The organism is Kocuria sp. KH4, from assembly GCF_053711175.1.
The window spans coordinates 1-26,543 of the sequence record NZ_JBSJYX010000030.1 but is presented as its reverse complement, the minus strand read 5'-3'; the positions used below and the strand labels follow the sequence as shown (position 1 = coordinate 26,543).

At 67.2% G+C, this 26,543-nt stretch carries 26 protein-coding genes; 10 read left to right on the top strand and 16 right to left on the bottom strand.

Annotated features, from left to right (window positions below; genetic code table 11):
• Window positions 1-80 precede the first annotated feature (80 nt).
• A complete protein-coding gene (locus ACWCOM_RS16990; RefSeq protein WP_454549927.1) occupies window positions 81-1,094 on the bottom strand; it encodes a chitinase in 1,014 nt (337 codons plus the stop codon).
• A 1,329-nt stretch (window positions 1,095-2,423) separates the two neighbouring features.
• On the opposite strand from ACWCOM_RS16990, the gene ACWCOM_RS16985 reads away from it, so the two are divergent.
• Window positions 2,424-2,621, top strand: coding sequence for a hypothetical protein (locus tag ACWCOM_RS16985; protein WP_454549926.1), 198 nt, complete (start codon window positions 2,424-2,426; stop codon window positions 2,619-2,621).
• Between the two features lie 370 nt (window positions 2,622-2,991).
• On the opposite strand, the gene ACWCOM_RS16980 is transcribed toward ACWCOM_RS16985, so the two are convergent.
• From ACWCOM_RS16980 to ACWCOM_RS16965, 4 genes are all read right to left on the bottom strand, one after another.
• Window positions 2,992-4,239, bottom strand: coding sequence for a DUF3500 domain-containing protein (locus tag ACWCOM_RS16980; RefSeq protein ID WP_454549925.1), 1,248 nt, complete (start codon window positions 4,237-4,239; stop codon window positions 2,992-2,994).
• Between the two features lie 141 nt (window positions 4,240-4,380).
• Window positions 4,381-4,932, bottom strand: a complete 552-nt coding sequence (locus tag ACWCOM_RS16975) for an AAA family ATPase (RefSeq protein WP_454549924.1) — start codon at window positions 4,930-4,932, stop codon at window positions 4,381-4,383.
• Window positions 4,933-5,205: 273 nt separating this feature from the next.
• On the bottom strand, window positions 5,206-6,666 hold the full coding sequence (locus ACWCOM_RS16970) for a sensor histidine kinase (protein WP_454549923.1): 1,461 nt from the start codon (window positions 6,664-6,666) through the stop codon (window positions 5,206-5,208).
• 101 nt (window positions 6,667-6,767) lie between these two features.
• Complete coding sequence (locus ACWCOM_RS16965; protein ID WP_454549922.1) at window positions 6,768-7,517, bottom strand: response regulator transcription factor; 750 nt, start codon at window positions 7,515-7,517, stop codon at window positions 6,768-6,770.
• Between the two features lie 206 nt (window positions 7,518-7,723).
• On the opposite strand from ACWCOM_RS16965, the gene ACWCOM_RS16960 reads away from it, so the two are divergent.
• From ACWCOM_RS16960 to ACWCOM_RS16950, 3 genes are all read left to right on the top strand, one after another.
• A complete protein-coding gene (locus tag ACWCOM_RS16960) occupies window positions 7,724-8,149 on the top strand; it encodes a hypothetical protein (protein ID WP_454549921.1) in 426 nt (141 codons plus the stop codon).
• 264 nt (window positions 8,150-8,413) lie between these two features.
• Window positions 8,414-9,715: a heparan-alpha-glucosaminide N-acetyltransferase domain-containing protein gene (locus tag ACWCOM_RS16955; RefSeq protein WP_454549920.1), complete on the top strand. Its 1,302-nt coding sequence runs from the start codon at window positions 8,414-8,416 to the stop codon at window positions 9,713-9,715.
• A gap of 863 nt (window positions 9,716-10,578) precedes the next feature.
• Complete coding sequence (locus tag ACWCOM_RS16950; RefSeq protein ID WP_454549919.1) at window positions 10,579-11,676, top strand: acyltransferase family protein; 1,098 nt, start codon at window positions 10,579-10,581, stop codon at window positions 11,674-11,676.
• Between the two features lie 369 nt (window positions 11,677-12,045).
• Here the strand turns inward: ACWCOM_RS16950 and ACWCOM_RS16945 are convergent, their stop codons facing one another.
• Window positions 12,046-12,333, bottom strand: coding sequence for a hypothetical protein (locus ACWCOM_RS16945; protein WP_454549918.1), 288 nt, complete (start codon window positions 12,331-12,333; stop codon window positions 12,046-12,048).
• Between the two features lie 732 nt (window positions 12,334-13,065).
• Between ACWCOM_RS16945 and ACWCOM_RS16940 the strand changes: the two genes are divergently transcribed.
• From ACWCOM_RS16940 to ACWCOM_RS16930, 3 genes are all read left to right on the top strand, one after another.
• Entirely contained in the window at window positions 13,066-14,025 is a 960-nt protein-coding gene (locus tag ACWCOM_RS16940; RefSeq protein WP_454549917.1) for a helix-turn-helix domain-containing protein, read from the top strand.
• 1,052 nt (window positions 14,026-15,077) lie between these two features.
• Complete coding sequence (locus ACWCOM_RS16935) at window positions 15,078-16,280, top strand: globin domain-containing protein (RefSeq protein ID WP_454549916.1); 1,203 nt, start codon at window positions 15,078-15,080, stop codon at window positions 16,278-16,280.
• Between the two features lie 25 nt (window positions 16,281-16,305).
• Window positions 16,306-16,773, top strand: a complete 468-nt coding sequence (locus ACWCOM_RS16930) for a pyridoxamine 5'-phosphate oxidase family protein (protein ID WP_454549915.1) — start codon at window positions 16,306-16,308, stop codon at window positions 16,771-16,773.
• Window positions 16,774-17,087: 314 nt separating this feature from the next.
• Here the strand turns inward: ACWCOM_RS16930 and ACWCOM_RS16925 are convergent, their stop codons facing one another.
• Complete coding sequence (locus ACWCOM_RS16925; protein WP_454549914.1) at window positions 17,088-17,285, bottom strand: hypothetical protein; 198 nt, start codon at window positions 17,283-17,285, stop codon at window positions 17,088-17,090.
• 226 nt (window positions 17,286-17,511) lie between these two features.
• The gene (locus tag ACWCOM_RS16920; RefSeq protein WP_454549913.1) at window positions 17,512-18,057 is read right to left on the bottom strand and encodes a TetR/AcrR family transcriptional regulator; all 546 of its coding nucleotides are present in this window, start codon (window positions 18,055-18,057) and stop codon (window positions 17,512-17,514) included.
• A 161-nt stretch (window positions 18,058-18,218) separates the two neighbouring features.
• Between ACWCOM_RS16920 and ACWCOM_RS16915 the strand changes: the two genes are divergently transcribed.
• Together ACWCOM_RS16915 and ACWCOM_RS16910 are read left to right on the top strand one after the other, a co-directional pair.
• A complete protein-coding gene (locus tag ACWCOM_RS16915) occupies window positions 18,219-18,962 on the top strand; it encodes an SDR family oxidoreductase (protein WP_454549912.1) in 744 nt (247 codons plus the stop codon).
• A 96-nt stretch (window positions 18,963-19,058) separates the two neighbouring features.
• Entirely contained in the window at window positions 19,059-19,265 is a 207-nt protein-coding gene (locus ACWCOM_RS16910; RefSeq protein ID WP_454549911.1) for a hypothetical protein, read from the top strand.
• Between the two features lie 53 nt (window positions 19,266-19,318).
• Here the strand turns inward: ACWCOM_RS16910 and ACWCOM_RS16905 are convergent, their stop codons facing one another.
• The 3 genes from ACWCOM_RS16905 to ACWCOM_RS16895 form a co-directional block, all read right to left on the bottom strand.
• Window positions 19,319-19,465 carry a hypothetical protein gene (locus tag ACWCOM_RS16905; RefSeq protein ID WP_454549910.1) on the bottom strand — a complete coding sequence of 49 codons (147 nt, stop codon included), beginning with the start codon at window positions 19,463-19,465 and terminating at the stop codon, window positions 19,319-19,321.
• Between the two features lie 230 nt (window positions 19,466-19,695).
• Complete coding sequence (locus ACWCOM_RS16900) at window positions 19,696-20,082, bottom strand: hypothetical protein (protein ID WP_454549909.1); 387 nt, start codon at window positions 20,080-20,082, stop codon at window positions 19,696-19,698.
• 446 nt (window positions 20,083-20,528) lie between these two features.
• Window positions 20,529-20,723, bottom strand: coding sequence for a helix-turn-helix transcriptional regulator (locus ACWCOM_RS16895; protein WP_454549908.1), 195 nt, complete (start codon window positions 20,721-20,723; stop codon window positions 20,529-20,531).
• 1,071 nt (window positions 20,724-21,794) lie between these two features.
• Between ACWCOM_RS16895 and ACWCOM_RS16890 the strand changes: the two genes are divergently transcribed.
• Window positions 21,795-22,622: a DUF2382 domain-containing protein gene (locus ACWCOM_RS16890; protein ID WP_454549907.1), complete on the top strand. Its 828-nt coding sequence runs from the start codon at window positions 21,795-21,797 to the stop codon at window positions 22,620-22,622.
• A gap of 384 nt (window positions 22,623-23,006) precedes the next feature.
• On the opposite strand, the gene ACWCOM_RS16885 is transcribed toward ACWCOM_RS16890, so the two are convergent.
• From ACWCOM_RS16885 to ACWCOM_RS16865, 5 genes are all read right to left on the bottom strand, one after another.
• A complete protein-coding gene (locus ACWCOM_RS16885) occupies window positions 23,007-24,182 on the bottom strand; it encodes a zinc-dependent alcohol dehydrogenase (protein WP_454549906.1) in 1,176 nt (391 codons plus the stop codon).
• A complete protein-coding gene (locus tag ACWCOM_RS16880) occupies window positions 24,179-24,640 on the bottom strand; it encodes a hypothetical protein (RefSeq protein WP_454549905.1) in 462 nt (153 codons plus the stop codon). Before ACWCOM_RS16880 ends, ACWCOM_RS16885 begins: the two co-directional genes overlap by 4 nt.
• A 128-nt stretch (window positions 24,641-24,768) precedes the next feature.
• On the bottom strand, window positions 24,769-24,948 hold the full coding sequence (locus tag ACWCOM_RS16875; RefSeq protein ID WP_454549904.1) for a hypothetical protein: 180 nt from the start codon (window positions 24,946-24,948) through the stop codon (window positions 24,769-24,771).
• Between the two features lie 6 nt (window positions 24,949-24,954).
• Window positions 24,955-25,503, bottom strand: a complete 549-nt coding sequence (locus tag ACWCOM_RS16870; RefSeq protein ID WP_454549903.1) for a type 1 glutamine amidotransferase domain-containing protein — start codon at window positions 25,501-25,503, stop codon at window positions 24,955-24,957.
• 114 nt (window positions 25,504-25,617) lie between these two features.
• Window positions 25,618-26,403, bottom strand: coding sequence for a zinc-binding dehydrogenase (locus ACWCOM_RS16865; RefSeq protein ID WP_454549902.1), 786 nt, complete (start codon window positions 26,401-26,403; stop codon window positions 25,618-25,620).
• Window positions 26,404-26,543 lie beyond the last annotated feature (140 nt).

Sequence of the window (26,543 nt, the reverse complement as noted above, 5' to 3'; positions counted from 1 at the left end):
CGACACGGCTGAAATCCTGCTGAACCGCAGGTCAGAGACCATCCCGATGCCGGCCCGGGAACAAACGTGCGGCACGGAGGCTACTGCGAGAAGCCCTCACCGAGCACCCGGGCGAAAGCCCCGGTCTCCTCTTCCAGCCCGCTGCACGAGGCACTGACCCACGGCGAGCCATGATCCGCCTCCGCGCAGGGCTGGTCGCGGTTGAGGGACCAGAAGGAGAGCCTGCCGATACCCTGCTCACGGGCGAACCGGTTCAGCTGTTGGGCGTCCTCGAGGGTGAAGACCTCCCCTTCGACATCGTTGTGCCCGATCATCGGGGTTAGGCCGATGTGTTGCCACGCTTGTTCCTCCGACAGTGACTGTCCCGCCTGCTCGTAGAGGTCTTTCACTTGTGTCTGCGCCGCGCGTGCGGAAGCCGCGGCGATCTCGTACAGGCTCTGGTCGCTGGCCTTGCCGTCCCCGTAGTTCATGGTCATGAGGTTCACCCCGGCCAGCTCCACACCGGCCCTCAGCATTTGCGCCACGACATCCTGGGCGTCCTCGGCCAGGCCCTGCGGCCCCACCGGCACCGTCACCCACACCTGGAGAGGATCACCTTCGGGTCGTTGCTGCTGCAGCTGGGCCACGGCCTCGGCGCGGCGGGTGTTGGCGGCACTGTTGCCCAGGTCATCGGCCTCGACGTCGAAATCGACGGTGTCCACCCCGTAGCGCTCGACCACCGCACCATAGGCACCACTCAACGCCTGGGGATCCTCGCAGGCTGTGGCCAGCTCCGTACCGGACTGTCCACCGAAGGCGACCACCGCCGCCCCGCCCTGCTCATACAGCGTCTCCACCGCGGCGTCCAGACCGAAGGTGGTCCTGGCCTCCTCGAGCCCGGAGGAGCCGCCCCAGGAAGGCGCGCAGGAGTCCTTCGGGTCTGCCACCACGAAGGACAGCACCGGGCGCCCCTGCCCGGACGCATCCTGAGTCTCGAACTCGTACCGGGGCGTGGACGTCACATGGACGTATCCGCCAAACCATGACTGAGCCATCTCAAAGTCCCCTTGCCCCGCACACCCGGTCATCAACCCGACGCCCAAAATCACGCTCACTCCGGCACGCCACAGGCCCCCTCTTCGGACAGGTCTGTCTGCTGCCATCATTTCGCTTTCTCTCCGGCTCTGCGGATTCGTCTGTGCTCGTGCGCAGGCCCACCGCCTAACAGCGTGAACCTTCCGTGTGCGGTCGACGCCCCAAAAAATCAGACGCCCACCCCGTCGAAGCGGACAGGATCATAACTTGAGACAGCTGCGCCCGTGTCGATGACCTCTGATCCGCCCCGGGGAAATCCTGGCGTCGGCAGCACCGGATCGCCTCGGCCCGTACGGGCCCCGTTAGCATCTTCCAGTACGCCAGCACATGAGCAGCCCGCCGAGTGGAGGTCCACGCACGCCCCCGTCACCGATCCACCGAGACGGAGGGACCCGCCCCGGGGAACACCGGCTGAGCAACATCGACGACCCCACGGGGCGGAGACGAGCAGGAATCGCCCCGACATCGACTCGAGAATTCAAAGAAATTACCAGCGAGACGCCCTCGGCCGCATCTGCTCCTCAACCGGTTCTGGCGCCCCGGTCCATCTGCTCCCCGGGTGGCCGCACCCGCGCACCGGCACCCGACTCATGCCCCCTTCGGCCTCCGACTTCCGGCTGGAAGGGGAGTCGACGCCCGCGCCGCCCACGTCGTTGGGTCTCGATGCGCCGGGGTGAATCAAGGATGAGAAGCGAGGGCAAAGGGTCCGGGCCCTGCGCGGGGTCTTTCCGCTCGCGCAGGGCCCGGTCTCCGGGTGACGGCGTGGACGACGCGGGGGACGGTGCGCCGTCCGCGGTCTCTTCCTTCTGACAGGAATCCCGGAGTGCTCTCGCACAGCATCCAGAACACCACAGCAACACTGAACAGCGGCTGAAAGCCCCTGAGATGCACCTGTGGCCGATTTCTTCCACCCAGATGGACACCGCAGGCATAGGGCGCAAGGCCCCCGCCTGAGCCGACTGCGCGAGCGGCCGACGCTTCCCTGGACTGCCTGGCCGGGCGCCGCTGAACGGAGCCCATCGAAATCCGCACCCACACCCCGCCGAAGGGCGAACCTCCCGTGCCCTGTCCGTGGCGGGGACCGGAGATGTGTCGGTGGACACAACCTGTCGCGACAGGGACCGCGGGACCCGCGGCAGCGCTGTTGCCGGGGGCGGCCATCAGGAGAGACGACCCCGGCGGTGACACCGTGGTGATCACAGCGAGGATGGACCACTGAGCTGGGCTGATGCACAGAGTCGGTTCATAGGCTGCCGGACATGAGTACTCGAGTACGGCCAGAGCCGCGCAGTGACAGCTCTGCGTGGCCGCATGAAATCTGCCGGGACCCGGTCTCGGAAAAGGCTCGGATGTTCGCTGTGAACCTACGGGCAGCCATGGGATCGCGCACGTTGCGCGAGGTCGGGGCCACCACAGGCATCGACCACGCCGTCCTCTCCCGCATCCTGGACGGACGCGTCTGGCCCGACGGGTATACGATCGCCCGACTGGAGGTCCGCCTGCACCTTGATCTGTGGCCGGACTCCCAGAGCGAATTCGGAGCGTGATCTGGGCCCGTCCACCGGATCGCACTGGTGGATGGGCCCTTTGGCGTGTTCACGCAGTCCGGGTTGGACCGCGAAGGCGGGGCCGAGGGCATCACCGAGTACACCACCACCCAGTACATCGGTGTGGGAACCCCTGGGCCAGCCTTCCCGACCCCGGCACCGGCACCCCGCCGGAGAACATACGAAAGCCGTAAGGCCTGGCATGCCAGGCCTTACGGCTCTTCGGTCTTGCAGCAATGAATTGAGCAGTGGACAGCAGATGCAGGAGCGGATCAGACCGTGCCGCTACATATGGCCGGTAGCCGGCCATATGTCGACTTCGGTCGTTGCGCACTTAGTTCGGTGGGGTCAGCGGGCACGATCCTGAAGGTCACGGTGTGGGACCAGGCTCAGCCGGCGCCGGGGGTGCCCCGGCGCCGGGCCCGCCCATGCCGGTGGCCTCCTGCTGGGTCACGGACCCGGCGTAGTCGTTGGCGGGGTCCCGGTAGATGGTGTGGATGTGCCCCCACCCTCCCGTGGTGACCCCGGCCACGTCGGCGCCGGCCGAGCCCTGCTGATTGGAGAACTCGATGTAGACGTCCGGGCCGGAGATCTGGAAGGAGATGCCGTCGCCGGTGCTCATGTCGTAGGTGGTCGCCCCGGACCAGTTCACGTACGTCTCGTCCAGGGACGCCTTGATCGTGGCCAGCGCCTCGGCGGTGGTCTGCTCGTCGGCCAGTCCCACCCACTGGGCGATGACGTCGAGCAGCAGCTGCCGCTGCTCCTCGGTCAGCTCCGATCCAGCGATCCCGGTGCCGGTCGGATAGTCGCAGGTGCCCCCGGGGGCGCAGACCAGATTGCCCACCTGCTCACCCTGGTACAGCTGCGCCTGCTGCTCCTCGGAGAGGCTGTCGTAGAAGGCGAAGGCGCTCTCGTACATCCCGGCCAGAGGCTGCACCTCGTTGCCCTGCCCGTCGGTGTAGACCGCCGGCTGGGAGCCCAGATGGGTGGGGGCGAAGGTGATCGCGTCTTCGGCGCCGTTCAGGGTGGCGTTGATCCCGAGGTGGTGCCCGCCGAACTGCACCTCCCAGGCGCCGGTGTCGGAGGGGTCGCCGAAGAAGGCGATGTAGTACTGGCCCAGCGACTCCTCGGTGCTGCTGGAGTTCTCGTACAGGTACTGGTCCCCGCCCATGATGTCGGTGACGGTCCCGTAACCCTCCTCGCTCAGCAGCGCCTCCAGCACGCCCAGGGCCGCGGCCTGCTGCTCCTCGGTCAGCTCCGCCAGGTTCAGCCCGGCCCGGTCGACGAAGGTGACCGGGAAGTTCGACCAGGAGGTGGTTTTGGACTCGTCGTCGTAGGCGTACAGCACCTGCTCTCGCTGTTCGTCCGACAGCGTCGCCAGGAAGTCCTCGGCCGCGGCCGCCGTGGCCGTGATGGTCTGCGCGGTCGTTCCCGTGGTCGTCACCGTTGAAGTGCTCTCCGCAGACGTCGCGGAGGTGGTGGTGGCCGTGGTGGAGGTGCTGGTGGATGCTGTGGTGGTGGCGTCGGTGGCCGCAGGGGCGCAGGCGGTGATCGACAGGACGCCGATCAGGCTCAGCGCGGCAGCGGCCTTGCGGAAGCGGTGGGCGGCGATACTCATGGTTTCTCCTTGTGCAGTCGAAGTGGGGGTCGATGCACTTCATTAGATGCATCGGCTCTGTGCCGCTCACCCCATAGACCTGTGCTGGGCCTGTGACAGTTACCGCACCACTGCAGCGGAGCCGAGGTGTCCTCGGACGTGTCAGGAGGTTGCGTCCTCGATCTGGGTGAGGACATCCTCGGTTGCTGTGGTGGCGTCCACCACGCTCCAGCCCTGGGCCCGGGCGAGATCCAGGTAGGCGGCCCGGGCGGCCCGGAGGTAGGTCAGCGTCTCGTGGTCCTCGGCGCGGGAGAGGATTCGGTCCTGGGCGGTCTCGGCTGGAACATCGAGGACGACCACGGCGTCGGCGCGCAACAGAGCGCCAGCCAGCCAGGGCAGGACACGGCCCGGGGGAAGGTCCCGGACTTTTCGGAGCACCAGCTGGCACACCAGGTGGCGGTCGATGACCACCAGGCCGTCCCGGTGCCCGGCCCGGGCCTGGGCCATGAGCACGTTGGCGGTGCGCACGGTGGTTTCGACCCGGTCCGCCCAGCGCACCGGGATTTCAACCCCGACCCGGGCCGAGGTCCGGGTGAGCCAGCGGCGCCCGGAGCGGTTGCGCAGCACGATGGCCGGCTCATCTGCGTCCTGCGCCGCGGCCGCGAGGGCCGCGGCCGCGGTCGTCTTCCCCGCCCCGTCGATGCCCAGCAGCACGATGATCCGGGACCGGTGAGTGCGTCGAAAACCGAGTCGAGATCTTCGCGTTCGAGGGTTACCACGCCACATTTGGGTGCTTCCTCGTCCGGTCACCGTTGGAACGCCTGACCGCAGAACCGTCGATGGTCTGACATGCGTGCCGGGCCTTATCGGAGCCGATGATTTGCTCGTCACCCACGGGGCCACCAGGGCGCTGTCGGGTGGAGCGCATCACGGGCGTTGTTCCGGTCGGCGTCATCGAGGCGGATGGAGCGATGGCCGTTCCAGCTCTCAAGTGCGGGCGGTGTGCAGCGGCAGGCGGACGGTGAAGAGGGTGTGGCCGGGGCGGGAGTCGACGGCCACGTCCCCGCCGTGGGCGGTGACCACGGAGCGGACGATGGACAGCCCCAGCCCGGTGCTGCCCTCCCGGGAGGCGCGGGAGGTGTCCAGGCGGGAGAAGCGCTCGAAGAGCCGGTCCTGGAACGCCGCGGGGATGCCCGGGCCGTCGTCGAGCACGGACGCCTGGGCCCACCCGTCGCCGGTGCTGACCGTGGCGGTGACCGCGGTGCCGGCCGGGGTGTGCTTGCGGGCATTGGAAAGCAGGTTGGCCAGCACTTGGCGTAGCTGGCTGGCGTCGGCCCACACCAGCACAGGATGGTCCGGCACATCCAGAAACCACCGATGGTCGGGGCCGGCGGCCGAGGCGTCGATGAGGGCCTCGAGCATCAGCTCGGCCAGGTCCGTCTCACGCATGTCGGGAACATGGCCTTCATCCAAGCGGGCCAGCAGGAGCAGGTCCTCCACCAAGGCGCTCATTCGCAGACTCTGCTGCTCGACCCTTGCCAGGGAGGCGCGGCCGGTCTCAGTCAGGGGTTCGGTGAGCTGGAGCATGTCGGTGTATCCGCGCACCGCGGCCAGGGGGGTGCGCAGCTCGTGGGAGGCGTCGGCGACGAACTGGCGCAGCCGGGTCTCGGAGTGCTGGCGGGCGGTCAGGGCAGAGCCGACGTTGTCCAGCAGCAGGTTCAGGGCGTGGCCGACCTCCCCGACCTCGGTACCGGGTCGGGCCAGGGCGGCGGGCAGGCGCTGATCGGCCAGGGAAATCTCCCCGGAGCTCAGGGGCAGGGCGGCGACCCCGGCGGCCGCGGCCGAGACCTGCTCCAGCGGCCGCAGCGACCGGCGCACCAGCACCCAGCCGATGACGCCGGACCCAAGGACACCCAGCACCGCGATCCCCGTGCTGGCCAGGGCGAAGGCGGCCAGGGTCTCCTGCTTCTGGGCCAATGGTATTCCGACCAGCACGGAGCCCAGCCGTTCCGGGTCGTCCAGGGCCAGTACTCGGTAGGTCCCTGAAGACAGCGTGGCGTCCACGGGGCGGAGTTCTGCTCCTCGTCGTCCCCCGGCGTTATCACCGAGCCGAGCGACAAGTTCCTCGAGCCGTTCGACGTCCTCGGCGGGAACGGGTAGTTCCGTGCCGTCCTCGTCGAAGATCCGGCCGCCGACGACCTCGCCCTCGACAACGCGCACGGTCACCTCTACGGCCAGGGGTGTGGGTCCTGGCGGAGGGTCGTCGTCCTCATCCAGGTCGTCCACGCCGTGCACGCCGACGTCCAGCACACGGTGTGTGGCCTCGCGCAGCTGTCCGTTCAGCTGCCGGGTCAGGGTGAGATCCAGCGCCGCCTGACCCAACAGCCCCATGCCCACACACACCGCCGCCAGCAGTCCCACCACGACCAGCAACAGCCGGATACGCAACGGCTTGGTTCGAGCCCGCAGACCATCCAGGCGGTGGTGCCATCCGGCGGGGAAACGCCCCTGTCGCAGGCCCAGGGAACTGGCGGCACCGTGGCGCGCCATCAGGGGGCGGGCTTGATGACGTAGCCGGCCCCGCGCACGGTGTGGATCATCGGTGCCCGGCCGGCGTCGATCCGCTTGCGCAGGTAGGAGATGTAGAGCTCCACGATGTTGGCCTGCCCCGAGAAGTCGTAGTGCCACACCGCGTCCAGGATCTGCGCCTTGGACAGCACCCGGCGCGGGTTCTCCATCAGGTAGCGCAGCAGCTCGAACTGCGTGGCCGTCAGCTCGACCGGTGTCCCGGCCCGGGTGACCTCGCGGCTGTCGACGTTGAGCACCAGGTCGCCCACCACCAGGGTGGCGCTGTCCTGGGCGGCGGCCCCGGAGCGCTGGACCAGCCGGTGCAGCCGGATCAGCACCTCCTCGATCGAGAAGGGCTTGGTCACGTAGTCGTCCCCGCCCGAGGCCAGCCCTTCGATCCGGTCCTCGACGCTGTCCTTGGCCGTGAGGAACAGCACCGGCACCTCCGGGAAGGACTGGCGGATCCTCGACAGGACCGCCAGCCCGTCCAGTCCCGGCAGCATCCGGTCCAGCACCAGCACGTCCGGGGCGAAGGCCCGGGCCTGGGCGACGGCATCAAAGCCCTCGTGGGCGATCCGCGCCTCCCAGCCGCACATGCCCACGCCCATGGCCACGAGATCGGCCAGCGCGGGCTCGTCGTCCACGACCAGGGCGCGGATGGGCGAGCCGTCCGGGTGGGTCAGGCGGGGCAGGACCTCGGTGAGGACGGTGAAGCTGGAGGCGTAGGACATGGCGGGCTCCCGGTTCCGGGCGGACGTGGCACTACTAGTTTTCGCTGCCCGATTAGGTGTAGTTGCTGTACAAGCTATGTACCACCTGTGCCTGGCAGTCACAGGTCAAAGGAAGTACAGGTGGCCCGGCACAGTTGCGGCACAGATTCCGGACGGACGCTGGAATCACTCGACCAAGCCACCTACCGCGAAACTCAGGAGCGGACATGCCGACCATTAACATCACCGACGCCATCGAAGCCGCCGCTCGAGCCCAGTACGCCCGCGCTGCTCACCCTCAGTCCCCGTCCTGGGAGTCCTGCACCGACCTCGAGCGTGCCGCCTACCGGATCGCGGTCCGCCCCCACGTCGAGGCAGCCGCCCCCATCATCGCCGCTGGCGCACTACAGGATGCCGCCACCGCATTCGCCACCACACGTCCCACCGAGGCCGCCCGGCGCAGCCTGGAGTACCCGGTGGTGGAGCTGCAGGCCATGGCCTACCGGCACGCCGCCTCCCAGCGCCCCCTGCCCCTCACACCGGCCGAAGCGATGCCGCAGACCGCTGGTTGGGCCACGGGAAAGGGTGCAACGCGCTGGGCCCGCGCCGCCCTGAGCGCGTTGCCCACCACAAGAGCTCCCGAAGCCGTGTAAACACCACCCATACGTGCGGCGAGCAGAATCGGTTTCGGCCACCATCTTGCCGTCAGCGCCACCCCGCAACCGGACCCTGCTCCTCGTAGTGGACCGCGCTCCACCATGAATCATCCGGTCTGAAAGTTCCCCGCACAGCAGCTGCACAGGAACCCAATAAATGTGTCATAGCCGCGACGACGAGGCTGGAAGGTACAGCGGGTCCTCAAGCCCGCACCGGCGGGCAGGGGGCTTGCCGACATCTTGCGCAGGGGGACGCCCACCATGACGAGCACACCTGACCATCACCCTCCGACAAGCGCTTCGCCCCGACCACCGGCTTCGACGCCATGGTCATTGCCCGTCCAGGATGCCTCACGCGACGGGGCGCCAGCCACGGGTGCTGCCGCCGGGAAGCGGCGTCTGATCGGCATCGACGCCGCCCGTGGCCTAGCCCTGATCGGGATGGTCTCCATCCACATCCTGCCGGCCTGGAATCCGGAGACCTTCGAGCCCACCGCCCAGTGGATCCTTTTCGCCGGCCGCTCCGCGGCACTGTTCGCGTTCCTGGCCGGAGTGAGCCTGGCCTTCTCCTCCGGAGGCCGCACCCCGCATACCCGGCGGGCGATGACGGCCACCCGGGCCGGGATCCTGGTGCGGGCTCTGCTGATCACCGGGCTGGGGCTGGCCATCAATCCGCTGATCCCCGGCACCACTGTCGAGGAGATCCCGGCGGTGAACATTCTCATCTACTACGGGGCGTTCTTCCTGTTGGCGATCCCGTTCCTGCGCCTCTCCACCAAGGCACTCTTCGCCTGGGCGGGGCTCTTTGCCGTGGTCGGGCCGGTGCTCACGCACCTGCTACGCGATGTGCTGCCGACCGTCACCGACCTCAACCCCGGATTCGCACAGGTGGCCGCCTCCCCCGGCGCCACGGCCGCTCACCTGCTGCTGACCGGCACCTATCCCGCCCTGCCCTACCTCACCTACCTCCTGGCCGGGCTGGCCATCGGGCGCCTGGACCTGGCCGACATCCAGATCCAGGCCGCGCTGATGGCACTTGGCGTGATAATGGCCGTGGTGGCGTGGTTCGCCTACTGGGTGCTGATCCTGCAGGCCGGCGGCTATGACCAGCTGATGGCCCACACCCCGGCCCTGACCGAGGACGGGATCGACGACATCATCGTCTGGGGCCCGGACCCGATCCTGCCCACCACCACCTGGTGGTGGCTGGCGATCGCCGGCCCACACACCAACACTCCGCTGGCGCTGCTGCTCTGCCTGGGCTCGTCCATGGCCGTGCTCGGGGGCTTCCTCCTGTTGGGCCGTGCCCTCGAAAAATGGTTGCTTCCGTTGGCGGCCATGGGGGCGATGACCCTCACCCTGTACTCGGCCCACCTGCTGGCCCTGTCCACCGAGGTGCACTACGACCAGCCCTACCTGTGGTTCCTCATCCAGATCGGCGCAGCCCTGGCCTTCGCCACGGCCTGGCGCCGTGGCCTGGGACAAGGACCCCTCGAACGGGTCGTGGCCCGCAGCGTGAAACTTACCCGCCGCGCCGTCCTCGGCGGCCACCGCCGACCCTGACCTCCGCCCATCAGGCCACCCGTCGCCACCGCACCGACCGTGAACACCGCTGCCGCTGGCTCACCTAAGAAGGGCCATCCGAGGAGATGATGCCCTCCTACCTGCAGTTGCATCTCCAGAAAACAACCACGGACCAGAAGAAGGTGACGACCTGATGATTGTCGACTTCAAGAGCGGTATGACCTGTCTCCAGTGCCGGACAGTGTTCGACGTCGTTCCGCTAAGCATCGCTGCCCAGCCGGGGTGGCCGGCCGGGACCACGCTAGTGCCCGCGGGCGCTCTTCCGATGACGGAGCGTCACCGCAACGTGTACTGGACCGAGGACTCCTGGCCGACGACCTGCGCCCGCTGCAACCCCGCAGGCTGGGTGAGATGCCAGTTCCCCGCGGGGACCTCATCCTCCCCAAGCTAAGCCTGCTCCCCCCGGGCCCTGTCCACCGAGACACAGGTGCCCGCAGCCCCTCGTGCACCGTTCGCTTTCCAACGTCCGCCCCGGCAGGACTTCCGCTTGGGTGACGATTCAGCGCAGGCGAGACCACAGCCACGCTAGGCACACCGCAACTGGCACTGCCGAGACCCAGAGCGCTCACATGACGACAAGCGGAAGCCCGGTCCGCGATGCAACTCGGCCCGCCGCTAACGGGCCATATGTCAGCCAAACGGCTTCCTGCTGGTCGTGCTCCGAAGTGATTCCGTCCCCACTTGTGCAGCTCAGCACGCCACCATGTATTTGCATAACTAAACTCGTGCTCGGATGGGTGATCGCCCGGCGTCACATCTGCTCCTGCACCGGGCGGACCGACCCACATCCTGCAGCAGACCACACCGGCCGCGCTGCCCGTCACCTCCGGAAGGCAGCTGCCGTGGCCACGACTCTCCAAGAACGCCTGGCCGACCGCCACAACCGTCTCAACGCCATTCGTCTAATCCTGGCGTCCGTGGTCATCATCGGCCACGCCTATCCCCTGACCGGTGCCGAAGGCCCCAGCCTTGAGCTGCTGTCCGATGTGGCCGTCAACGGCTTCTTCATCCTCAGCGGCTACCTCATCGCCGAGAGCAGGATGCGGACCCGTTTCGTGCCCTACCTCTGGCGACGGTTCCTACGCATCTACCCCGCCTTCCTCGTGAGCCTGCTCGTGGTGGCCTTCGGTTTCGCACCGATCGCGGCCGCGATCGAGGGCTCGCCGCTGGACGTGGGCTCCGCCGCCGGCTTCGTGCTGAACAACGCCGACCTGAGAATCTCCCAGTGGGGCATCGACGGAACGCAGCTGGACGTTCCGGCCCCGGACTCCTGGAACGGTTCCCTCTGGACGCTGTTCTACGAGGCCCTCGCCTACGTGGCGATCGGCCTTCTCCTCAGCCTCGCCGTCGCGGCACGGCACGCCCGGTGGGTGCTCCCGACGATGTTCCTCCTCGTGCTCGCCCTCCGACCCCTGATCGAGGGTCCGCTGGAGGTCACAAGCCACCTCTATCTCAATGGCGCCCGGCTGGCCGGGTACTTCCTGGCGGGTGCGGCGGTCTGGGCCTGGGCGGGCACCTGGCGCCCCACCTGGGTGCACACCGTCGGGGCGGGCGTCGCCTACGCCGCGCTGACGGACCAGGGCTGGGCCGACCTGTACGGGCAGCTACCCCTGGCCGTGCTGCTCCTGGGCCTCGGCGCCGCACCCTCCCGCAACTGGACCACCCGCACGGACCTCTCCTACGGCGTCTACATCTACGCCTACCCAGTCCAGCAACTCCTCGTGCTGCTCGGCACCGCATCGTGGGGAATCGCCATCAACTCCCTCCTTGTCCTCCTGCTGACACTGCCCCTGGCCCTGCTGTCCTGGACCCTCATCGAGAAACCCGCCCTAAGGGCCAAGACCTGGCTCGATCCCCGCGACCGGCCCAACAGACGGGCCCCCTCCCCCGGCGCGGAGGACCCGCACGCCGCGGCCGTGACCGGGCACCGTCCGGACTGACCTGGCCCGGCCACCGGAGTCTTGGCGGTGCACCCGCCCCGGGCCCGGGGGCCTTCTCGGTCCTTTCGTTGGTGTCCATGCCATGATCACTGCGGATCGCTTCGAGGACATCGCCTGATTCCACGGTCGCTGCAGATCGCCGTCGCGGAGGGCGCTGAGCCGCCGCCCCGCCTGCAACGCCAGGTGTGGGTCGCCAAGGTGGGCGAGCTCATCGAATACGCCCACGACACGGTGCAGAGCTGGCAAAGCGCCCCGCCCGGAGACGGGCGGGGCGCTTTCGTCGGCGGCGTTCACGGTGCACACGACCGCTAGGCACTTGCGTGGCTGAAGGTGTCCCAGATCCGGATGGAGGCCTCAGGTGCCAGGTGATTACTTCTTCTTGGAGTGGTCGCCGTTGTCCTCGAACCACACGTAGAGCTTGGTGTTCTTGTTCTTCTTGTACTCGCAGGCGTAGGCCTTGCCCGTCCGGTACTCGGCCTTCCACGCTGCAGGCTCAAGGGACTTGGCCTTGACGTTGCACTTCTGGGCGGCGAACTTGGTCGCTTCCTTGATGGTCAGATTCTTGCGCTCGGTTTCCTTGTCCTTACCGTTCTTCTTGTCCTTGTAGACGGTCACGTGGATCTTGCCGTCATCCTTGGCGTGTTCCCCCGAGGCCATCGCCGGACCTGCAAATGCACCTGTCATGAGCATTCCCGCCAAGGCCGCCCCAGCGAGTCGCTTCCGCAAATGTGCCATAACATTCCCCCTAGTCAGATGGACATGCACTAGTAAAACCCCTAGTCAATGTGTGCTCAAGAGAATCCTGGTCAACATCAGGTCTCAGGTTGGTGACGACTGGAAGACACCTTCGGCCCCACGGCGTGCCCCGGCTCATGCCAGTCACCAGGGGATACGTCCCGCCCCAGGAGCAGGCGCGGGCGGTTCTTGGCATGGCACGAGGTGCCCAGGAGTCCTTCCTCACGTATCGACCAAGGACGGTACGTTGCGGCACCTCAGCCCATTCCTCTGGGTAGTACATCCACAGGGGGCATGGGCGATAGTCCGCGACCATACTCACCGGGACCGGGAGGATTGGTGTCAGCAGATGAACATGGCGAGGTTGCTGCTGTCACCAACGCGGCGCACGAGACCGATGGGGCGCCGGTTGAGCTTCACGGCGGGCCGGAAGGGTGGTGGCCGCCAGCAGGGACAGTGCCGTAGAACCGACCTGCTTGCAGCTTTCCGTGATCCCGGTCGCCTCCACCAGGCCGGCAAAGTCATTAGGGCCGGCGGCTTGGGAGGTGGTTCTCGCGCCGGGCCGCTGATCTGGTGCCCGCTCCGATGTCGTTTTCGCGCCAGCGCCCGGCCGTACCTTCCACCGGGGCGTGCCCGGGCCTAGGGTTCCTGACCATGGGGGCCTTCGAGCACGGTGTCATGGCCACCGCCGATGCCGGGGCGGCCGCCGAGGTGTTATGCAGGATGGTTCCGCGCGCCCAGGTCCAGGCCCCCGAGGCTGGAGGCTTTGAGCTGGCGATGTCTTGGACCATGGCCGGGCCTCTGAGTTCGCTGCGGGCCCGAGTCAGTGTGACCTCGGTGCTGCGGGTGGGCATCGAGCCACCAGAGAACCTGGGTCTGGCCCAGGTCACCGCCGGCCGGTTGGTGGTCACCTCAGACCGCGACCGGTTCCCGGTCACGGCCCTGCCGCGCCTACTGCCGGCAGGACGGTTTGTGTCCACCATGGACGGCGCCGATCTGACCCTGCTGACCCTGGAGGCCGCCTGGACCCAGGACTTCGCCGCCGAACTGCTCCAGCGCGAGGACTTCCGGCTCCACTTCCGCGACGTCACACCGCGTGACGAGAACGCCGCCCAGTACTGGACGGACACCGTGAACCACCTGCGCCAGGACGTACTGAGCAACGACGAGGCCATGCGCATCCCCTTGATCCGCGACGAGGCAGCCCGCCGGGCGGCGACAGCCCTGCTGTGGAGCTTTCCCGGTACCTTCCACGACCACGACCCACCCGGGCAGAGCACCACCACCCTGCCCGGGCCCGTCCACCGGGCGGTGGTCTTCATCGACGAGCACCTCGCCCAACCCCTGGGCCTGACCGAGATCGCCGCAGCCGCCCGCCTGTCCCCCCACCAACTAATCTTCGCCTTCCGCCACCATCTGGGCACCACCCCGGACGCCTATCTGCGGACCACCCGACTGGACGCCGCCCACCACGACCTACTGGTAGCCGACCCCACCCAAGGAGCGACAGTCGCGGCCATCGCCCACCGCTGGGGCTTCACTGACCTGCCCCGATTCACCGCCCAGTACCACCACCACTACGGGTGCTCCCCCACCAGCACACTGAACTCCTAAACAATGCTCGAGCCCGACCTCCGACCCGATGGAACAAAACGGCTCAAGGGTCTGCCGACTTTGGGGCGGAGGTGCTGTCTCGGCTGCGACGCACTCGGCCGCTTTCCAGCGGGTGCGTCGCCTTATCGATGGTGACTGGAGGCGTGCTTTCATTGCCTCGGCACCAACCGCGAGGTGGCCAGCGATTTCGGCGGATCCAGGAAGCAGCTGCCGGTCGGATGGCAGCAAAGCTCCAAGCGACCATGACGGGGCCTATCTGTCGGGCGCTGGTGAGGGAGGTCCCGCACGTGGGCCTCGTCGCGGGCGTGGCAGAAGGCCTCACGTGCTTGGAGCAAAGCCCATCACAGGCGACAGTCGTCAACGAGTGGACATTGTCCTCCACAAGCTTCCCAAGCGATGATCGCCGAGCCCTTTTCCAACTCGCGCAGTAACCACCCCACCGAGGCTTCCAGGGCGGCCGCGGTAATCGATACCCCACTACTGCGTCCGCGCCTGGAGCCGAGTAGGCCTAGACCACTGAGGCGGCTCACCGTCTTGACCACGTAGTAGTAGGACGGGGCCCACACCTTCGGCAATGGCAGCGGTGGTGAGGCGGGCGCCCTAAGGGAGGCATTCCGGTGCCCAGCAGCACCCGCAGGTCAAGGTCGGACAAGGTCATCAGCCGCAGGAGCCGTTGGTTCCTGTCCGGGCACCCATGTTCGGCTCTATTTGTAGTTCCGGGAGCCGTTGATACCTCCGGCCCATTCCACCTAGACTCCCGCTCCTCGCATGTCCCACAATCCGGAGGCGGGCTACCCGCCCCATGTCTTCCCTTCCGCCGAGCTTCGTGGACAAGCAGCAACTTTCGCCGAGGGTGGCAAGCATCTCCGGCAGGATGTTTATACTGGCATTTAATATACCAATTTAGGGCGGGTGAGACACCCGGGCTTCCCAAAGCAGTCTTGACCTCGGCGCTCATGGCACCGTCGGGCCGCCTTTCAGCGCCCGGCCCAACCCTGACCCGACGCCGCTGATGCCTTATCAACCACCAACACCACATCCAAGGAGCGCTCATGCTGTCCCAAACCGCCTACCCGATCGTGAAAGCCACCCTGCCGGTGGTCGGGGAGAACATCCAGGAGATCGCCCGGCGCTTCTACGGGCACATGTTCGCTGAGCATCCCGAGCTGTTGGATGGGTTGTTCAACCGGGGCAATCAGGCCGACGGGGCTCAGCAGCAGGCCCTGGCCGGGTCCGTGGCCGGCTATGCCGGGTACCTGGTGAACCGGCCCACCGAGGTGCCCGATCAGCTGCTCTCGCGCATCGCGCACAAGCACGTCTCTCTTGGGCTGGCCCCGGAGCAGTATCAGATCGTCCACGACCACCTGATGTGGGCCATCGTCGATGTCCTCGGCGAGGCTGTCACCGAGGAGGTCGCTGCGGCCTGGGACGAGGTGTACTGGCTGATGGCCAATGCGCTGATCACCCAGGAGCGTGGCCTTTACGAGGCCACTCGCCTGTCCCCGGACACCGTCTGGCGCACCTGGCGGGTGGTGGAGAAGATCACCGAGACCGCCGATGTGGTGACCTTCGTGGTGGAGCGCGTTGATGAGCGGGAGGTCAAACCGTCCCTGCCGGGCCAGTACGTCACCTGCAAGATGGAGATGCCCGATGGGGTGCATCAACCGCGCCAGTACAGCTTGACGAAGGCTGATGACGGGCGGCACCGGGTGTTCGCGGTCAAGCGCATCCGCGGCAATGGCACCCCGGCCGGGGAGATGTCGACGCTGTTGCACGATCAGGTGCAGATCGGTGATGAGATCACCCTCTCAGCGCCCTTCGGGGACGTGGTCCTGGAGTACACCGATCGGCCGGTCGTGCTCATCAGCGCCGGGATCGGCGTCACCCCGATGGCCGGGATGCTCTCCCACCTGGTGGCGGCCGGGGCTCAGCGCAAGGTGGTTCTGCTGCACGCTGATGCCTCCCCGGAGACCTTCGCGCTGCGCACCCAGGTCACCGCCGACCTGGAGGAGCTGCTGGACGGGTCCCTGGCCGTGTGGTTCGAACGCCCCTCCCCCACCTCGGGGCCGAACGAGCACGCAGGGCTGATGGACGTGCGGGCCGTGGAGCTTCCCGCCCAGGCCCAGTACTACCTGTGCGGGCCCCTGCCGTTCATGCAGGCGGTGCGCAGCGACCTCATCGCCCGCGGAGTGCCGGCCAAGGACATCCAGTACGAGGTGTTCGGCCCCGACCTGTGGCTGGCCGACTTCCAGTAGGAACGCAAAGCCTGAGGAGGGCGTCATGACCGAGGAGCACGAGGACGGAGTCGAAATACTGTCGGCCAGTGCCTGCTGGACGCTGCTGCGGGACACCGGTATCGGCCGTCTGGCGGTGTGGGTGACAGAGCACCCGGAGATCTTCCCGATCAACTACGTGGTGGACCACAGCAGCTTGGTGTTCCGCACTACAGCAGGCACCAAGCTCTCGGCGGCGCTGTCCGGTGTGCCCGTGGCCCTGGAGATCGACGGGTACGAAGCCTCGGCCAACCGGGCGTGGAGCGTGATGGTCAAGGGAAGGGCCGAGCAGATCCGCGGCGTCGAGGCGCTGACCGACACACTGAACCTGCCGCTGCTGCCGTGGCAGAGCGGGCCGAAGGGACGGTTCGTGCGCATCAACCCCACCGCCGTGTCGGGACGCCGCTTCCCGGTGGCCGACCCGAAGGCGTGGCGCACCTCCCTGTCGGAGGCCCCGCGGTCACCGGTGGACTGACCCACCACCGGGCCGACCCCCTGGGTCGATTCGTCAGTCCAGCCCGGTGGCCCCGCCCGTGCGAGGCCACCGGGCTCAGGGCATCAGCTCTTCCTCATTCCTAGGAGGATGGGCAGCGCCGGCCTTGGCATGATGCCCCCGCGGGGCTTTCCTGGCTTGGGCTTGTGGTGGAGTTCCGGAAGGCGTGCTCTATCGGTGGCAGTAGGGTCGCGCTGTGCGTCTTCAGCGCGATGCTCCATGGGCAACGACGGCCGCCCCCGCCGCACGGGCGAGAACGGCCTCGTTGCCATCGGATGTCCGGGAGTGGCCCGGTTTCAGGGGACGATGACGGCTCGCCCGCGCAGCTGCCCGGCGTGGAGCTTCGCGTAGGCCTTCGGGGCGTCGTCGAGGGAGAAGACCTCGGTCTCCACGTGAATGGCCCCGACACGGGCCAGTTCCAGGACCTCGAACAGCTCGGAGCGATAACCCCAGTAGGGGGCGCGGACGGGCCCCAGGTGCTCGTCAGGTAGCATCCCGGGTGGTGGTGTCACACCTCATGGTCGCCTCCGGGCGAGAAACCCACCCGCATCGGGCACGCCCCGCATCACCAAGGGCCAAACAGCAAGCTTAGAAAATTTCCATTATCTGGCCTTATGTAGAACGTTCCTTTGTAGGCCCTCTTTCGTCCATCATCTTGGGCACTTGCCGCATCCTTTTTCGGCCAATTGCGGGCGCCAGCTCTTCACCGCCGTGGTTCGGTCAGGTGTTGGTGATGCCGTCGAAGAGATTGGTGATGAGGTGGTCGACATATGCGTGGGTAAGAGGTTGGTCGGGCAGCAGCAGCCGGTGGTAGCAGGCCCCCCACAGTTGATCGACGACGCTCTCGCAGTCCAGGTGGTGGCGCAACTGGCCCCGGTCAACGGCCCGGGTCAGGGCCTGGACAGCCAGTTTCCGCCGGGGGCCGGAGTAGGTGCGCAGGTATTGGGCCCGCAGGTCCAGGTCGGTTTGAGCGTGCCCGATCAACTCCCGGACCACCTCACCGGCCGGGGAAGCGGTGAGCAGGTCGATGAACGCGTGCAACTGGGTAGTCAGGTCCGCCCGGATGTCCCCGGTATCGCGAAAGGCCAGGGTGTCCTCCACCGTCGCGAAGTATCCCTCCAGGGCCAACGCCCCTTTGGAGGGCCACATCTTGTAGATCGTCATCTTGCTCGCCCCGGACCGGGCGGCCACGGCCTCGATCGTGAAAGCGCCCATGCCGGACTCCAGCAGCAGCGTCCCGGCCGCCGCCAGGATCTCAGCACGCACTTGGGCCGTAGGGCGACGCCCCCGCCCGCGGCGGAGGACCACAGCGGTGTCGGCAGGCGGGGATGGCATGTGCCCAGCATATCTGGACCGACCGTACACAACATGCTTATATAGACGTAACGTACATATACGTTGAGGTGCCCAGCTGATCAGGAGCAAAGATGAGCACGCAGCACGAAAACCGTCGGGTGGCAGTGGTGACCGGGGCCTCTGGTGGGATTGGAGCCGCAGTGGCTCAGCGCCTGGCCCATGAGGGCATGGCCGTGGCTATCCACTACGCCGGGGGTCGCGAGAAGGCCGAGCAGGTAGTGGCCACCATCACCACCGGCGGCGGGCAGGCCATGCTCGTCAGCGGCGACATCGCTGAGGAAAAGGCTATGGCGCAGCTCTTCGACGAGGTCGAGCAGCGCTTCGGTGGAGTGGATGTGGTGGTGAACGCCGCCGGCATCATGATGCTGTCCACGGTATCGGAGCTGGATCTAACCGACTTCGACCGGATACACCGCACCAATGTGCGCGGCACGTTCGTGGTCAACCAGCAGGCCGTCCGTCGGATACGTCCGGGTGGGGCGATCGTGAACTTCTCCAGTTCCGTGGTGAAGCTGGCGATGCCCACCTATGCAGCTTATGCCGCGACCAAGGGGGCGGTGGATGCCATGACCTTGATTCTGGCCAAAGAAATGCGTGGGCGCGATGTCACCGTCAACGCGGTGGCACCGGGTCCCACCGCCACCGCGCTGTTCTTGGACGGCAAGTCCCCGGAGGCCATCGAGCACTTGGCCACGATGTCTCCCCTGGAACGTCTCGGTGAGCCCGGTGACATCGCTGAGGCCGTGGCATTCTTGGCCGGCCCGGCACGCTGGGTCAACGGTCAGGTCCTCTACGCCAATGGTGGCCTCACCTGATGCGCCCTGGACCCCACGGCACTGAGCCGGGCCGGGTCGGTGGCGCGGTCGCGCCCTGCGCCCGGCCCCGTCACCGGCGCCCAGGACCGATTCCGGATGATCACCGACTCACCGCTGACCTGGATGATCGTGCGCATCCCTGCCCTGGCGGCCGGACTCACCCGCAAGATCCGGCGCCGGCGCCGAACCAGCGCCGCTGGGCTCTCACTCACCCGCACCGATGCCGCCCAATTCAGGACTGCCCAGGTGATGGAGACCACCCTGTGGTGGACCATGCCGGTGATTAGCACCCAACTGTACTGACCCGCCAGCGAGAGCACCCAGGTGAGTCCGATTAGCCCGGCTCCGGTGGTGCCTCATGCGATCACCGCCACCGCGACCCCCACGGAGATCAGGGTCGCCCCGGCACCGACCGGGGCATCGCCGGTGCGGGCCTCGTGGACGACGGTCACTATCAGCAGCAGGGCGGCGAGGACCAGCATCACCACTGCGATGATCAGCACCACGTTGTCCTCCATCTCACGGCAGCAGTCACAGGTTCTTCCTCGTGGCCGGGTCTCCATGGGCGTCCCACCAGGTGATTGTCGCCCCGGTCCGCATACCCACCCCGAGCAGGAACACCCGCCTCCCTGACGGGGCACTCAAGGTGGTCGAACCGAGGCGAACCACCCAACACGCCCGGCAGTCCAAGGGCTGCGAGCAGGCCCACCCAGGGGTGGCCGGCACGACCATGCTAGGCGGCTACCACGGGGCCGGTATCCAGCGGGTGCACGAGAGAGGCGGTCAGCAGGTCGGCCCCGCCCAGGTGCACCGGGCGGTGCTCTTTCACCCAGGCGCGCAACGGATGGGAGTCACCCCCGATGGCCACCACCACCCGGGCCGCGGCCAGGGCCTCGGCCCGCTCCAGGGTGGCGGCGTCGGGGGTGTAGGCGATCAGCACCCGGTCGAAGTGACGAGCCTGTTCGGCGTGGGCAATGGTGCCCATCCGCACCCCCCGGCTCTTGAGCCGTCCCAGCTGCTCGATGACCGGCAATTGGGCCGCTTCCGGGACTACGATGGCCAGCGACGCCCAGGTCAGCTCAGCACTGTGACTGAAGACCCAGGCCGCAGCGTGGAACACCCCCACCCCCGCCGCCATGGGGGCTGCCGTGTAAGCCCGCGGATTGGCAAACGCACCCCAAGAATCCACCGACACCCCTCCTTCGTCACATCCTGCCGCACCGAGTCCTTCCCAGTGAAATACTAAGCATACTGAACAATAGAGCGGTTTCCTACTCCGGAGGGGAGCGCTGGGCAGTTCTTCCCTTGCTTCCACGACGCCGCGGGGCTGCCATGCCTCGCCCCGGGCAGGTGCGGCGGCATTCCGCGTGCAAGGAGCATCTGGTGATCAGTGAGTCAGGCGACCCAGGAGCAGCGCATCAGGCCACCGGCGCAGCCTGCTGGCATCGTGGGTGCCACTCGGAGCACGCCCGGGCGGCGGCCATGCGGGCGCTGATCCTGTCACCACACCCTGCTCAAGCGTGCCCCCGGGCCGGCTCGGTGGACTACTCCTGCCCCGCTGGGCACTTAGTCGCAGTCATGGAAAACCTCCTCGACCGGCCGGCCGAAAAACCGGGCCAAGCCCAAGGCCAGCGACAAAGACGGATTCGACCGGTCGTTTTCCACCGTGTAGATCGTCTGCCGCGAAACCCCCACAGCAATAGCTACCTGCCCCTGGGACAGCTCCCGGGATTCACGCAAGGCCTTCAACTCATTACGCACCGGTCACCTCCTGCTTCGAAGCATTTATTACCAAGGGACCTTACCAATTCCCTGCTGCTACCGCATAGGACCTGTCACTCGATCTGCCCGCATCAATTCCTCGCCGGTGATATCGAGCAGGCTCGCCCGGAACTGCTGGATGACGGGTCCCGACTGCGCACCGTGATCGGCCCCTCCGCGTACCCGCCATCGAGGAGCCCACGGCGATGCCGCTGACAGCAAGCACCATGGCACGAGTCCTGGTGCCGACTTGCGAGACAGATCCTTCTGCACCCCCACCCTTGTGGCCCTCTGTCAGTCAACGCCCTGGCCGCCTCAACAACCGCGCTCAACGCACTCTCTGCCGGCATCGCCGATGGACAGTCAGAGACCGAGAACCGGTCACAGGAGAACCGGTGTCTTGCACCAACTGCAGCACGAGTCTGGTCGGGAAACTACATCGGGACTGCTGCATCAGCAGATGTCATCAAAGTTGGCTTGCAGTCCGCCATCTCGCCACATATGAGGCGCAGGGTGAGAACTCGCCTGCGTCCACGCCGTCACCGACCTGATCAGGAGTTGTCCGGACGACCCTGAGACGGTGATCGCTTCCCCGACATGGGGCGCAGCTCGCCCGAGGGAATCCTGGCATGGGACTACCACCCTAGTGACAAGCATGCTTCCTATCGGTAGGCTTCGTGCTTACGCTGGCCGCAGTGGTCGGTGTACGGGGTGATTGCACGGTCGGGGACGACGGTGCCAGCGCCCCGGGAGCCTGCCGTTGCTCCGCGGTGAGGTTGTCGCCTCCGCGCCGCCAGCCATGACGGTGCGGAGGCGTTCCTCGATGGTCACCAACTTAACGATGCGCCTCAAAGGCGCAGCCCTGGAGCGGCCGCGGTGGCTAGGAGCCGTATGGACCGCCTCTCGCCACACCCAGATTTTACTCTTGGTGAGACTATTGATCAGCACACTGATTATCAGTACGCTGAAGGAAAGCAGCCGAACGTACTAGTCCGCCCTCTGGGCGGGCACCGTCTGCACCGGACTCCCGACAATGAGTTCGTGCCACGCGAATTACCCCAAGGAGATTTCATGGCCACCTATGACGTCAACGCCCTGCTGTCCGCCACCGCCGTCGGATCGGACGGCGACAAGATCGGCAAGATCGAGCAGGTCTTCCTGGACGACAACACCGAGGAAGTCACCTTCGTGACCGTCAACACCGGTCTGTTCGGCACCAAGGAGAGCTTCGTCCCGGTCGAGGGCGCCCAGCAGGACGGCGACCGCCTCGTGCTCCCCTACACCAAGGCCGTCGTCAAGGACGCCCCGAACGTGGACGCGGACCAGCACCTCTCCCCGGCCGAGGAGGAGGAGATCTACCGCTACTACCAGATGAACTACTCCGGCGCCGCCGGCCGTGACGACCGATACGCCACGGAGACCGATCACCACGCCGTTGCGGCGGCCGGAACCGCTGGGGACGGCCGGAATGACCGGTACGCCGACGACACCGCGGACCGTTACGACACGGCCGCGCGCGCTGATCTCGACGACAACGAGGTCATCCGTCACGAGGAGCGTCTGCGCGTCGGCAAGCAGCGCGAGGAGTCCGGTCGCGCCCGGCTGCGCAAGTACGTCGTGACCGAGCACGAGAGCATCGACGTCCCCGTTGAGCGCGAGGAGGTCCGGATCGAGCGCGTTCCCCTCGATGGCACCGAGGTCACCGGCGGCACCATCGGCGAGGAGACCGTGGAGGTCACTCTCCACGAGGAGCGCGCCGTGGTGGCCAAGGAGACCGTGGGCGTGGAGAAGATCGAGCTCGAGAAGGAGACCGTCACTGAGAACCGGCGTGTCGACGCCGAGGTCCGCAAGGAGCAGGTCGAGATCGAGACCGACACCGATCGTCGCGACCGCATCTGATCGCCCCCGATCGACCCCGGGGCCCCCGTCACCGTTGCGGCGACGGGGGCCCCGTCGTGTCAGATACGGTTCACCCCGCGGCCCGCCGGGTCCGGGCGCCGGGCACGGCCGCGTAGTAGACAAGACCCAGCGCGTCCCTCCACCCTGGACCGAGGGCGTGTCGTCGTTCGGCGTCAGGAGCCCTGAGGGAGGCGGGGATCGAAGGTCATCGGTGCAGCACAGGACCAGAGGACGCAGGAGGGGGGCGAGTGAGGAAATCCGAACACGGCTATGTCCTCGGGTCCCAGGGTCTCTGATGTCCTGTTGCTCGGGCGGTGGGCTCGTCGGTTCCCGTGCCGCCGCCCCGGTCAGGCCGACGGTGGTCTTCGCGGGGCGTGGGTCGGCTCATCCCCCGGGTTGGAAGACGGCTCGGACGCAGTCGTCGTCCTTGTTCTTGAACATCTCGTAGCCGCGCGGGCCCTGATCCAGTGGCATCACGTGGGTGGCCAGGTGCTCGGTGGTGAGCTCGCCGCGGGCCATGTGCTCGAGGATCTGCGGGATGTAGCGGTGGCCGTGCTGCTGGGCTCCGCGCAGCGTGAGGGCTTTGTTCATCACTGCGCCCAGGGGGAACTTGTCCACCAGCCCGGCGAAGACCCCGAGGGTGAACACGGTGCCGCCCTTGCGGCAGGCGTGGATGGCTTCCCGCACGGCGGTCGGCCGGTCGGTCTGCAGCCGCAGTTGCTGCTTGAGCTGGTCGTAGAGGTAGGTCGGTCCGGGACTGTGCGCCTCCATCCCGACGGCCTCGATGCACACGTCGGGGCCCCTGCCGCCGGTGAGCTCGCGCAGCTCGGCGGCCACGTTGACCTGCTCGTAGTTCAGTGTCTGGGCCCCGATGTGCTGCTGGACCTGCTGCAGCCGGTTGGGCAGGCGGTCGATCACGATGACGCGTTCAGCGCCCATCAGTTGCGCGGCGGCGGCGGCCATTTGCCCCACCCCGCCGGCGCCCCACACCGCGACCACGTCTCCGGCCTTGACCTCGGCCTGGTGGGCGCCGGTCCATCCGGTCGGGGCGGCGTCGGAGGCGAACAGCGCTGTCATATCGGGCACACCGTCCGGGACCGTGAACGCGCCCTGGTCGGCGTAGGGCACCCGGACGTAGTCGGCGTGGCTGCCGGCCCACCCGCCCAGGGCGTGGGAGTAGCCGTAGCAGCCGCCTGGGGCGAAGCCCCACAGCGCTTCGGTGATCGCCGGGTTGGGGTTGCCGTTGTCGCACAGCGAGAACAGCTTGTTCTGGCAGTACCAGCAGCGCCCGCAGCTGATGAACGAGCAGACCACGACCCGGTCACCGACCTTGTGGTTGCGGACCGCGGAACCGACCTCGACGACCTCGCCGAGGAACTCGTGACCCAGCACGTCACCGGAGCGCATGAACGGGATGTAGCCGCCGAGCAGGTGCAGGTCCGACCCGCACGTGGTGGTCAGTTTCACCTTGAGGATGATGTCCTCGGCGTTGAGGATCTGCGGGTCGGGGACCTCTTCGACGGAGGTCTCGTTGATCCCGGTCCAGCACAATGCTTTCACAGCACTCCCTCCTGACCGGCGCGCCTGGTGGCCGCCTCGAGCAGCAGCCCACCGGGTGTGTGCCGGCGTTTGCCGTGCGGTTCCGGGTCGACCGTGAGGACCTCCCCGACTTCGATGAGCTGTTTGGCGTGGCGCAGAGCTGAGCGCATTACCTGCTGCGGGCTCTCACCCCGGGTCCGGGAGGCCGCCTCGGCTGCTCCGGGGTGACGCAGCCGGGCGGCCAGCTCCGTGCCTTTGCCACCCGGGGCGGGACGGACTGCCACCTCGACGGTCTCGCCCAGCCGGGCGATCGAATCGGGCCACCGCCCCTGGGGGGCGACCTCCTCCGGTGGACGGTTGATCGTGACCGCCCGCCACCGTCCCTGCGACTCCCCGCCCGCAGCCCCGCGCGAGGACCGGAGCAAGCGGCGGACGACGATTCCGCCGGCGCCCACGCCAGTCAGAATCACTGTGGTCATTACAGATTTCATGTGGTGCCTGCCTCTCGAGAAGTGAACCCCTGGGCGGAGGCCACGGATAGCCGCAGTCCCGCAGACGAACAGGGGAATCCAGAATTCTGGTGCTGCCACGGCCAGGCGAAAGATGTCTAGCCACTCTCACCGGGCAACTCGTACGCGAGCACGTCGATGTTCTGGATGTTCGGTTCTGCGCTGAACAACTCGCCTGTCTGCGCGATGACGGAGCACGCGCTGCGGGAAAAGTCCGCGACGTCCTTCTCCGTAGCGGGCTTGGCTTCCACGATCGCCGGCAACGCAACCTCGATCATGTTTCCTCACCCGGATTGGCGGAGCCGTTCCACGATCGCGGAGCAGAAGGCCGGGAGGTCGTCGGGGGAGCGGCTGGTGATCAGATTGCCGTCGCGTGCCACCTCTTCGTCCACGACGTTCGCCCCGGCATTGCGCAGATCGGTGCGGATGCTCGGGTACGAGGTCAGCGTCCGGCCCGCCACGACGCCGGCCTCGATCAGCGTCCACGGTCCGTGACAGATCGCGGCCACCGGCTTGCTGGTGGCCATGAAATCGCGCACGAAGCCGACCGCGGCGGGGTCCATTCGTAGCTGGTCGGGGTTTACCGTGCCTCCGGGCAGCAACAGGGCGTCGTAGTCCTCGACCGAGGCAGACCTGACCAGAGCATCGACCGGAAACGTCCCGGCCGCATCCAGGTCGTGGTCGCGGGCCTGAATCTCACCCTCGTGCAGTGACAGCAGCACGGTCGTGGCCCCGGCATCCTGCAGAGCCTGTCTGGGCTGTTCCAGCTCCACCCGCTCCACGCCGTCCGCCGCCAGGATCGCGACCCGCTTGCCATGCAACTCATTTGCCATGTTCTGCTCCGTTCTGTGAAAGGTAGCCGCCTACCCGTACGGGCAGGCCACTACCTGTCCCTACCGGTCAGCGTGGGGAGAAAGGGGTCAGCGCGCCCCTGCTGCGGCCTTCGGTCAGGTTCCGGCCGGGTGCAGGACGACCTTGGTCCAGCCGTCGTTGCGCGCATCAAAGTTCTGATAGGCGTCGGGGGCCTGATCCAGGGGCAGATCGTGGGAGACGATGAAGGAGGGGGTGGCCTTCCCGCCAGCGATGAGGTCCCGCAACCGGCGGTTGTACTTCTTCACCGGGCACTGACCCGACCCGATGGTCTGTCCCTTGAACCAGTGCAGACCGTAGTCGAAGGCGACCTGGCCCTGCTGGGCCATCTCGTCCGGGCCACCAGGGTCCTGGGGCATGAATACCCCGACCACACCGATGCCCCCGGTGAACCGCACCGACTGCACCAAGCGGTTCAGGGTCATCACCGGATCCTCGGTGCCTTGCGGGTCATGAGCCTGGTAGCCCACGCACTCACACCCCCGGTCCGCCCCCAATCCCATCGTCTCATCCAGCACGAACTGCACGGGATCGGTCGTGGAGTCGTCCACCGCGATGCAGCCGATGCTCTCGGCCAACCGCAGCCGGTCGGGGTGGCGATCGACCACCATCACCTTGGCCGCGCCCTTGATCGTGGCCGAGTACGCCGCCATCAGCCCCACCGGGCCGGCCCCGTAGATCACCACGGAATCCCCAGGGACGACCCCGGCCATCTCGGTGGCGTGGTAACCGGTGGGGAAGATGTCAGCGACCATGACATAGTCGTTCTCCTTCTCCACCGCGTCCTCGCCCAGCCGCAGACAGTTGAAGTCGCCGTAGGGCACCCGCAGGTACTCGGCCTGCCCGCCCTGGTACGGGCCCATGTCCGCGAACCCATAAGACCTGGTCTCATAACCCGGTCGGTCGTTGCTCGGAGCCCTCGACGTCATTGACTGTGGCGTGATGACGACGAGAACGCAGTCGTGGAAGGTCGATGACCGGCTGTGGGAACTGATCGCTCCGT

Coding starts and splice junctions, on each gene's coding strand:
- ACWCOM_RS16985 (WP_454549926.1), top strand. CDS start 2,424: ATGTTCGCTGTGAACCTACGGGCAGCCATGGGATCGCGCACGTTGCGC.
- ACWCOM_RS16980 (WP_454549925.1), bottom strand. CDS start 4,239: ATGAGTATCGCCGCCCACCGCTTCCGCAAGGCCGCTGCCGCGCTGAGC.
- ACWCOM_RS16965 (WP_454549922.1), bottom strand. CDS start 7,517: ATGTCCTACGCCTCCAGCTTCACCGTCCTCACCGAGGTCCTGCCCCGC.
- ACWCOM_RS16960 (WP_454549921.1), top strand. CDS start 7,724: ATGCCGACCATTAACATCACCGACGCCATCGAAGCCGCCGCTCGAGCC.
- ACWCOM_RS16955 (WP_454549920.1), top strand. CDS start 8,414: ATGACGAGCACACCTGACCATCACCCTCCGACAAGCGCTTCGCCCCGA.
- ACWCOM_RS16945 (WP_454549918.1), bottom strand. CDS start 12,333: ATGGCCTCGGGGGAACACGCCAAGGATGACGGCAAGATCCACGTGACC.
- ACWCOM_RS16940 (WP_454549917.1), top strand. CDS start 13,066: ATGGGGGCCTTCGAGCACGGTGTCATGGCCACCGCCGATGCCGGGGCG.
- ACWCOM_RS16935 (WP_454549916.1), top strand. CDS start 15,078: ATGCTGTCCCAAACCGCCTACCCGATCGTGAAAGCCACCCTGCCGGTG.
- ACWCOM_RS16930 (WP_454549915.1), top strand. CDS start 16,306: ATGACCGAGGAGCACGAGGACGGAGTCGAAATACTGTCGGCCAGTGCC.
- ACWCOM_RS16925 (WP_454549914.1), bottom strand. CDS start 17,285: ATGCTACCTGACGAGCACCTGGGGCCCGTCCGCGCCCCCTACTGGGGT.
- ACWCOM_RS16915 (WP_454549912.1), top strand. CDS start 18,219: ATGAGCACGCAGCACGAAAACCGTCGGGTGGCAGTGGTGACCGGGGCC.
- ACWCOM_RS16910 (WP_454549911.1), top strand. CDS start 19,059: ATGATCACCGACTCACCGCTGACCTGGATGATCGTGCGCATCCCTGCC.
- ACWCOM_RS16890 (WP_454549907.1), top strand. CDS start 21,795: ATGGCCACCTATGACGTCAACGCCCTGCTGTCCGCCACCGCCGTCGGA.
- ACWCOM_RS16880 (WP_454549905.1), bottom strand. CDS start 24,640: ATGACCACAGTGATTCTGACTGGCGTGGGCGCCGGCGGAATCGTCGTC.
- ACWCOM_RS16875 (WP_454549904.1), bottom strand. CDS start 24,948: ATGATCGAGGTTGCGTTGCCGGCGATCGTGGAAGCCAAGCCCGCTACG.
- ACWCOM_RS16870 (WP_454549903.1), bottom strand. CDS start 25,503: ATGGCAAATGAGTTGCATGGCAAGCGGGTCGCGATCCTGGCGGCGGAC.
- ACWCOM_RS16865 (WP_454549902.1), bottom strand. CDS start 26,403: ATGGGCCCGTACCAGGGCGGGCAGGCCGAGTACCTGCGGGTGCCCTAC.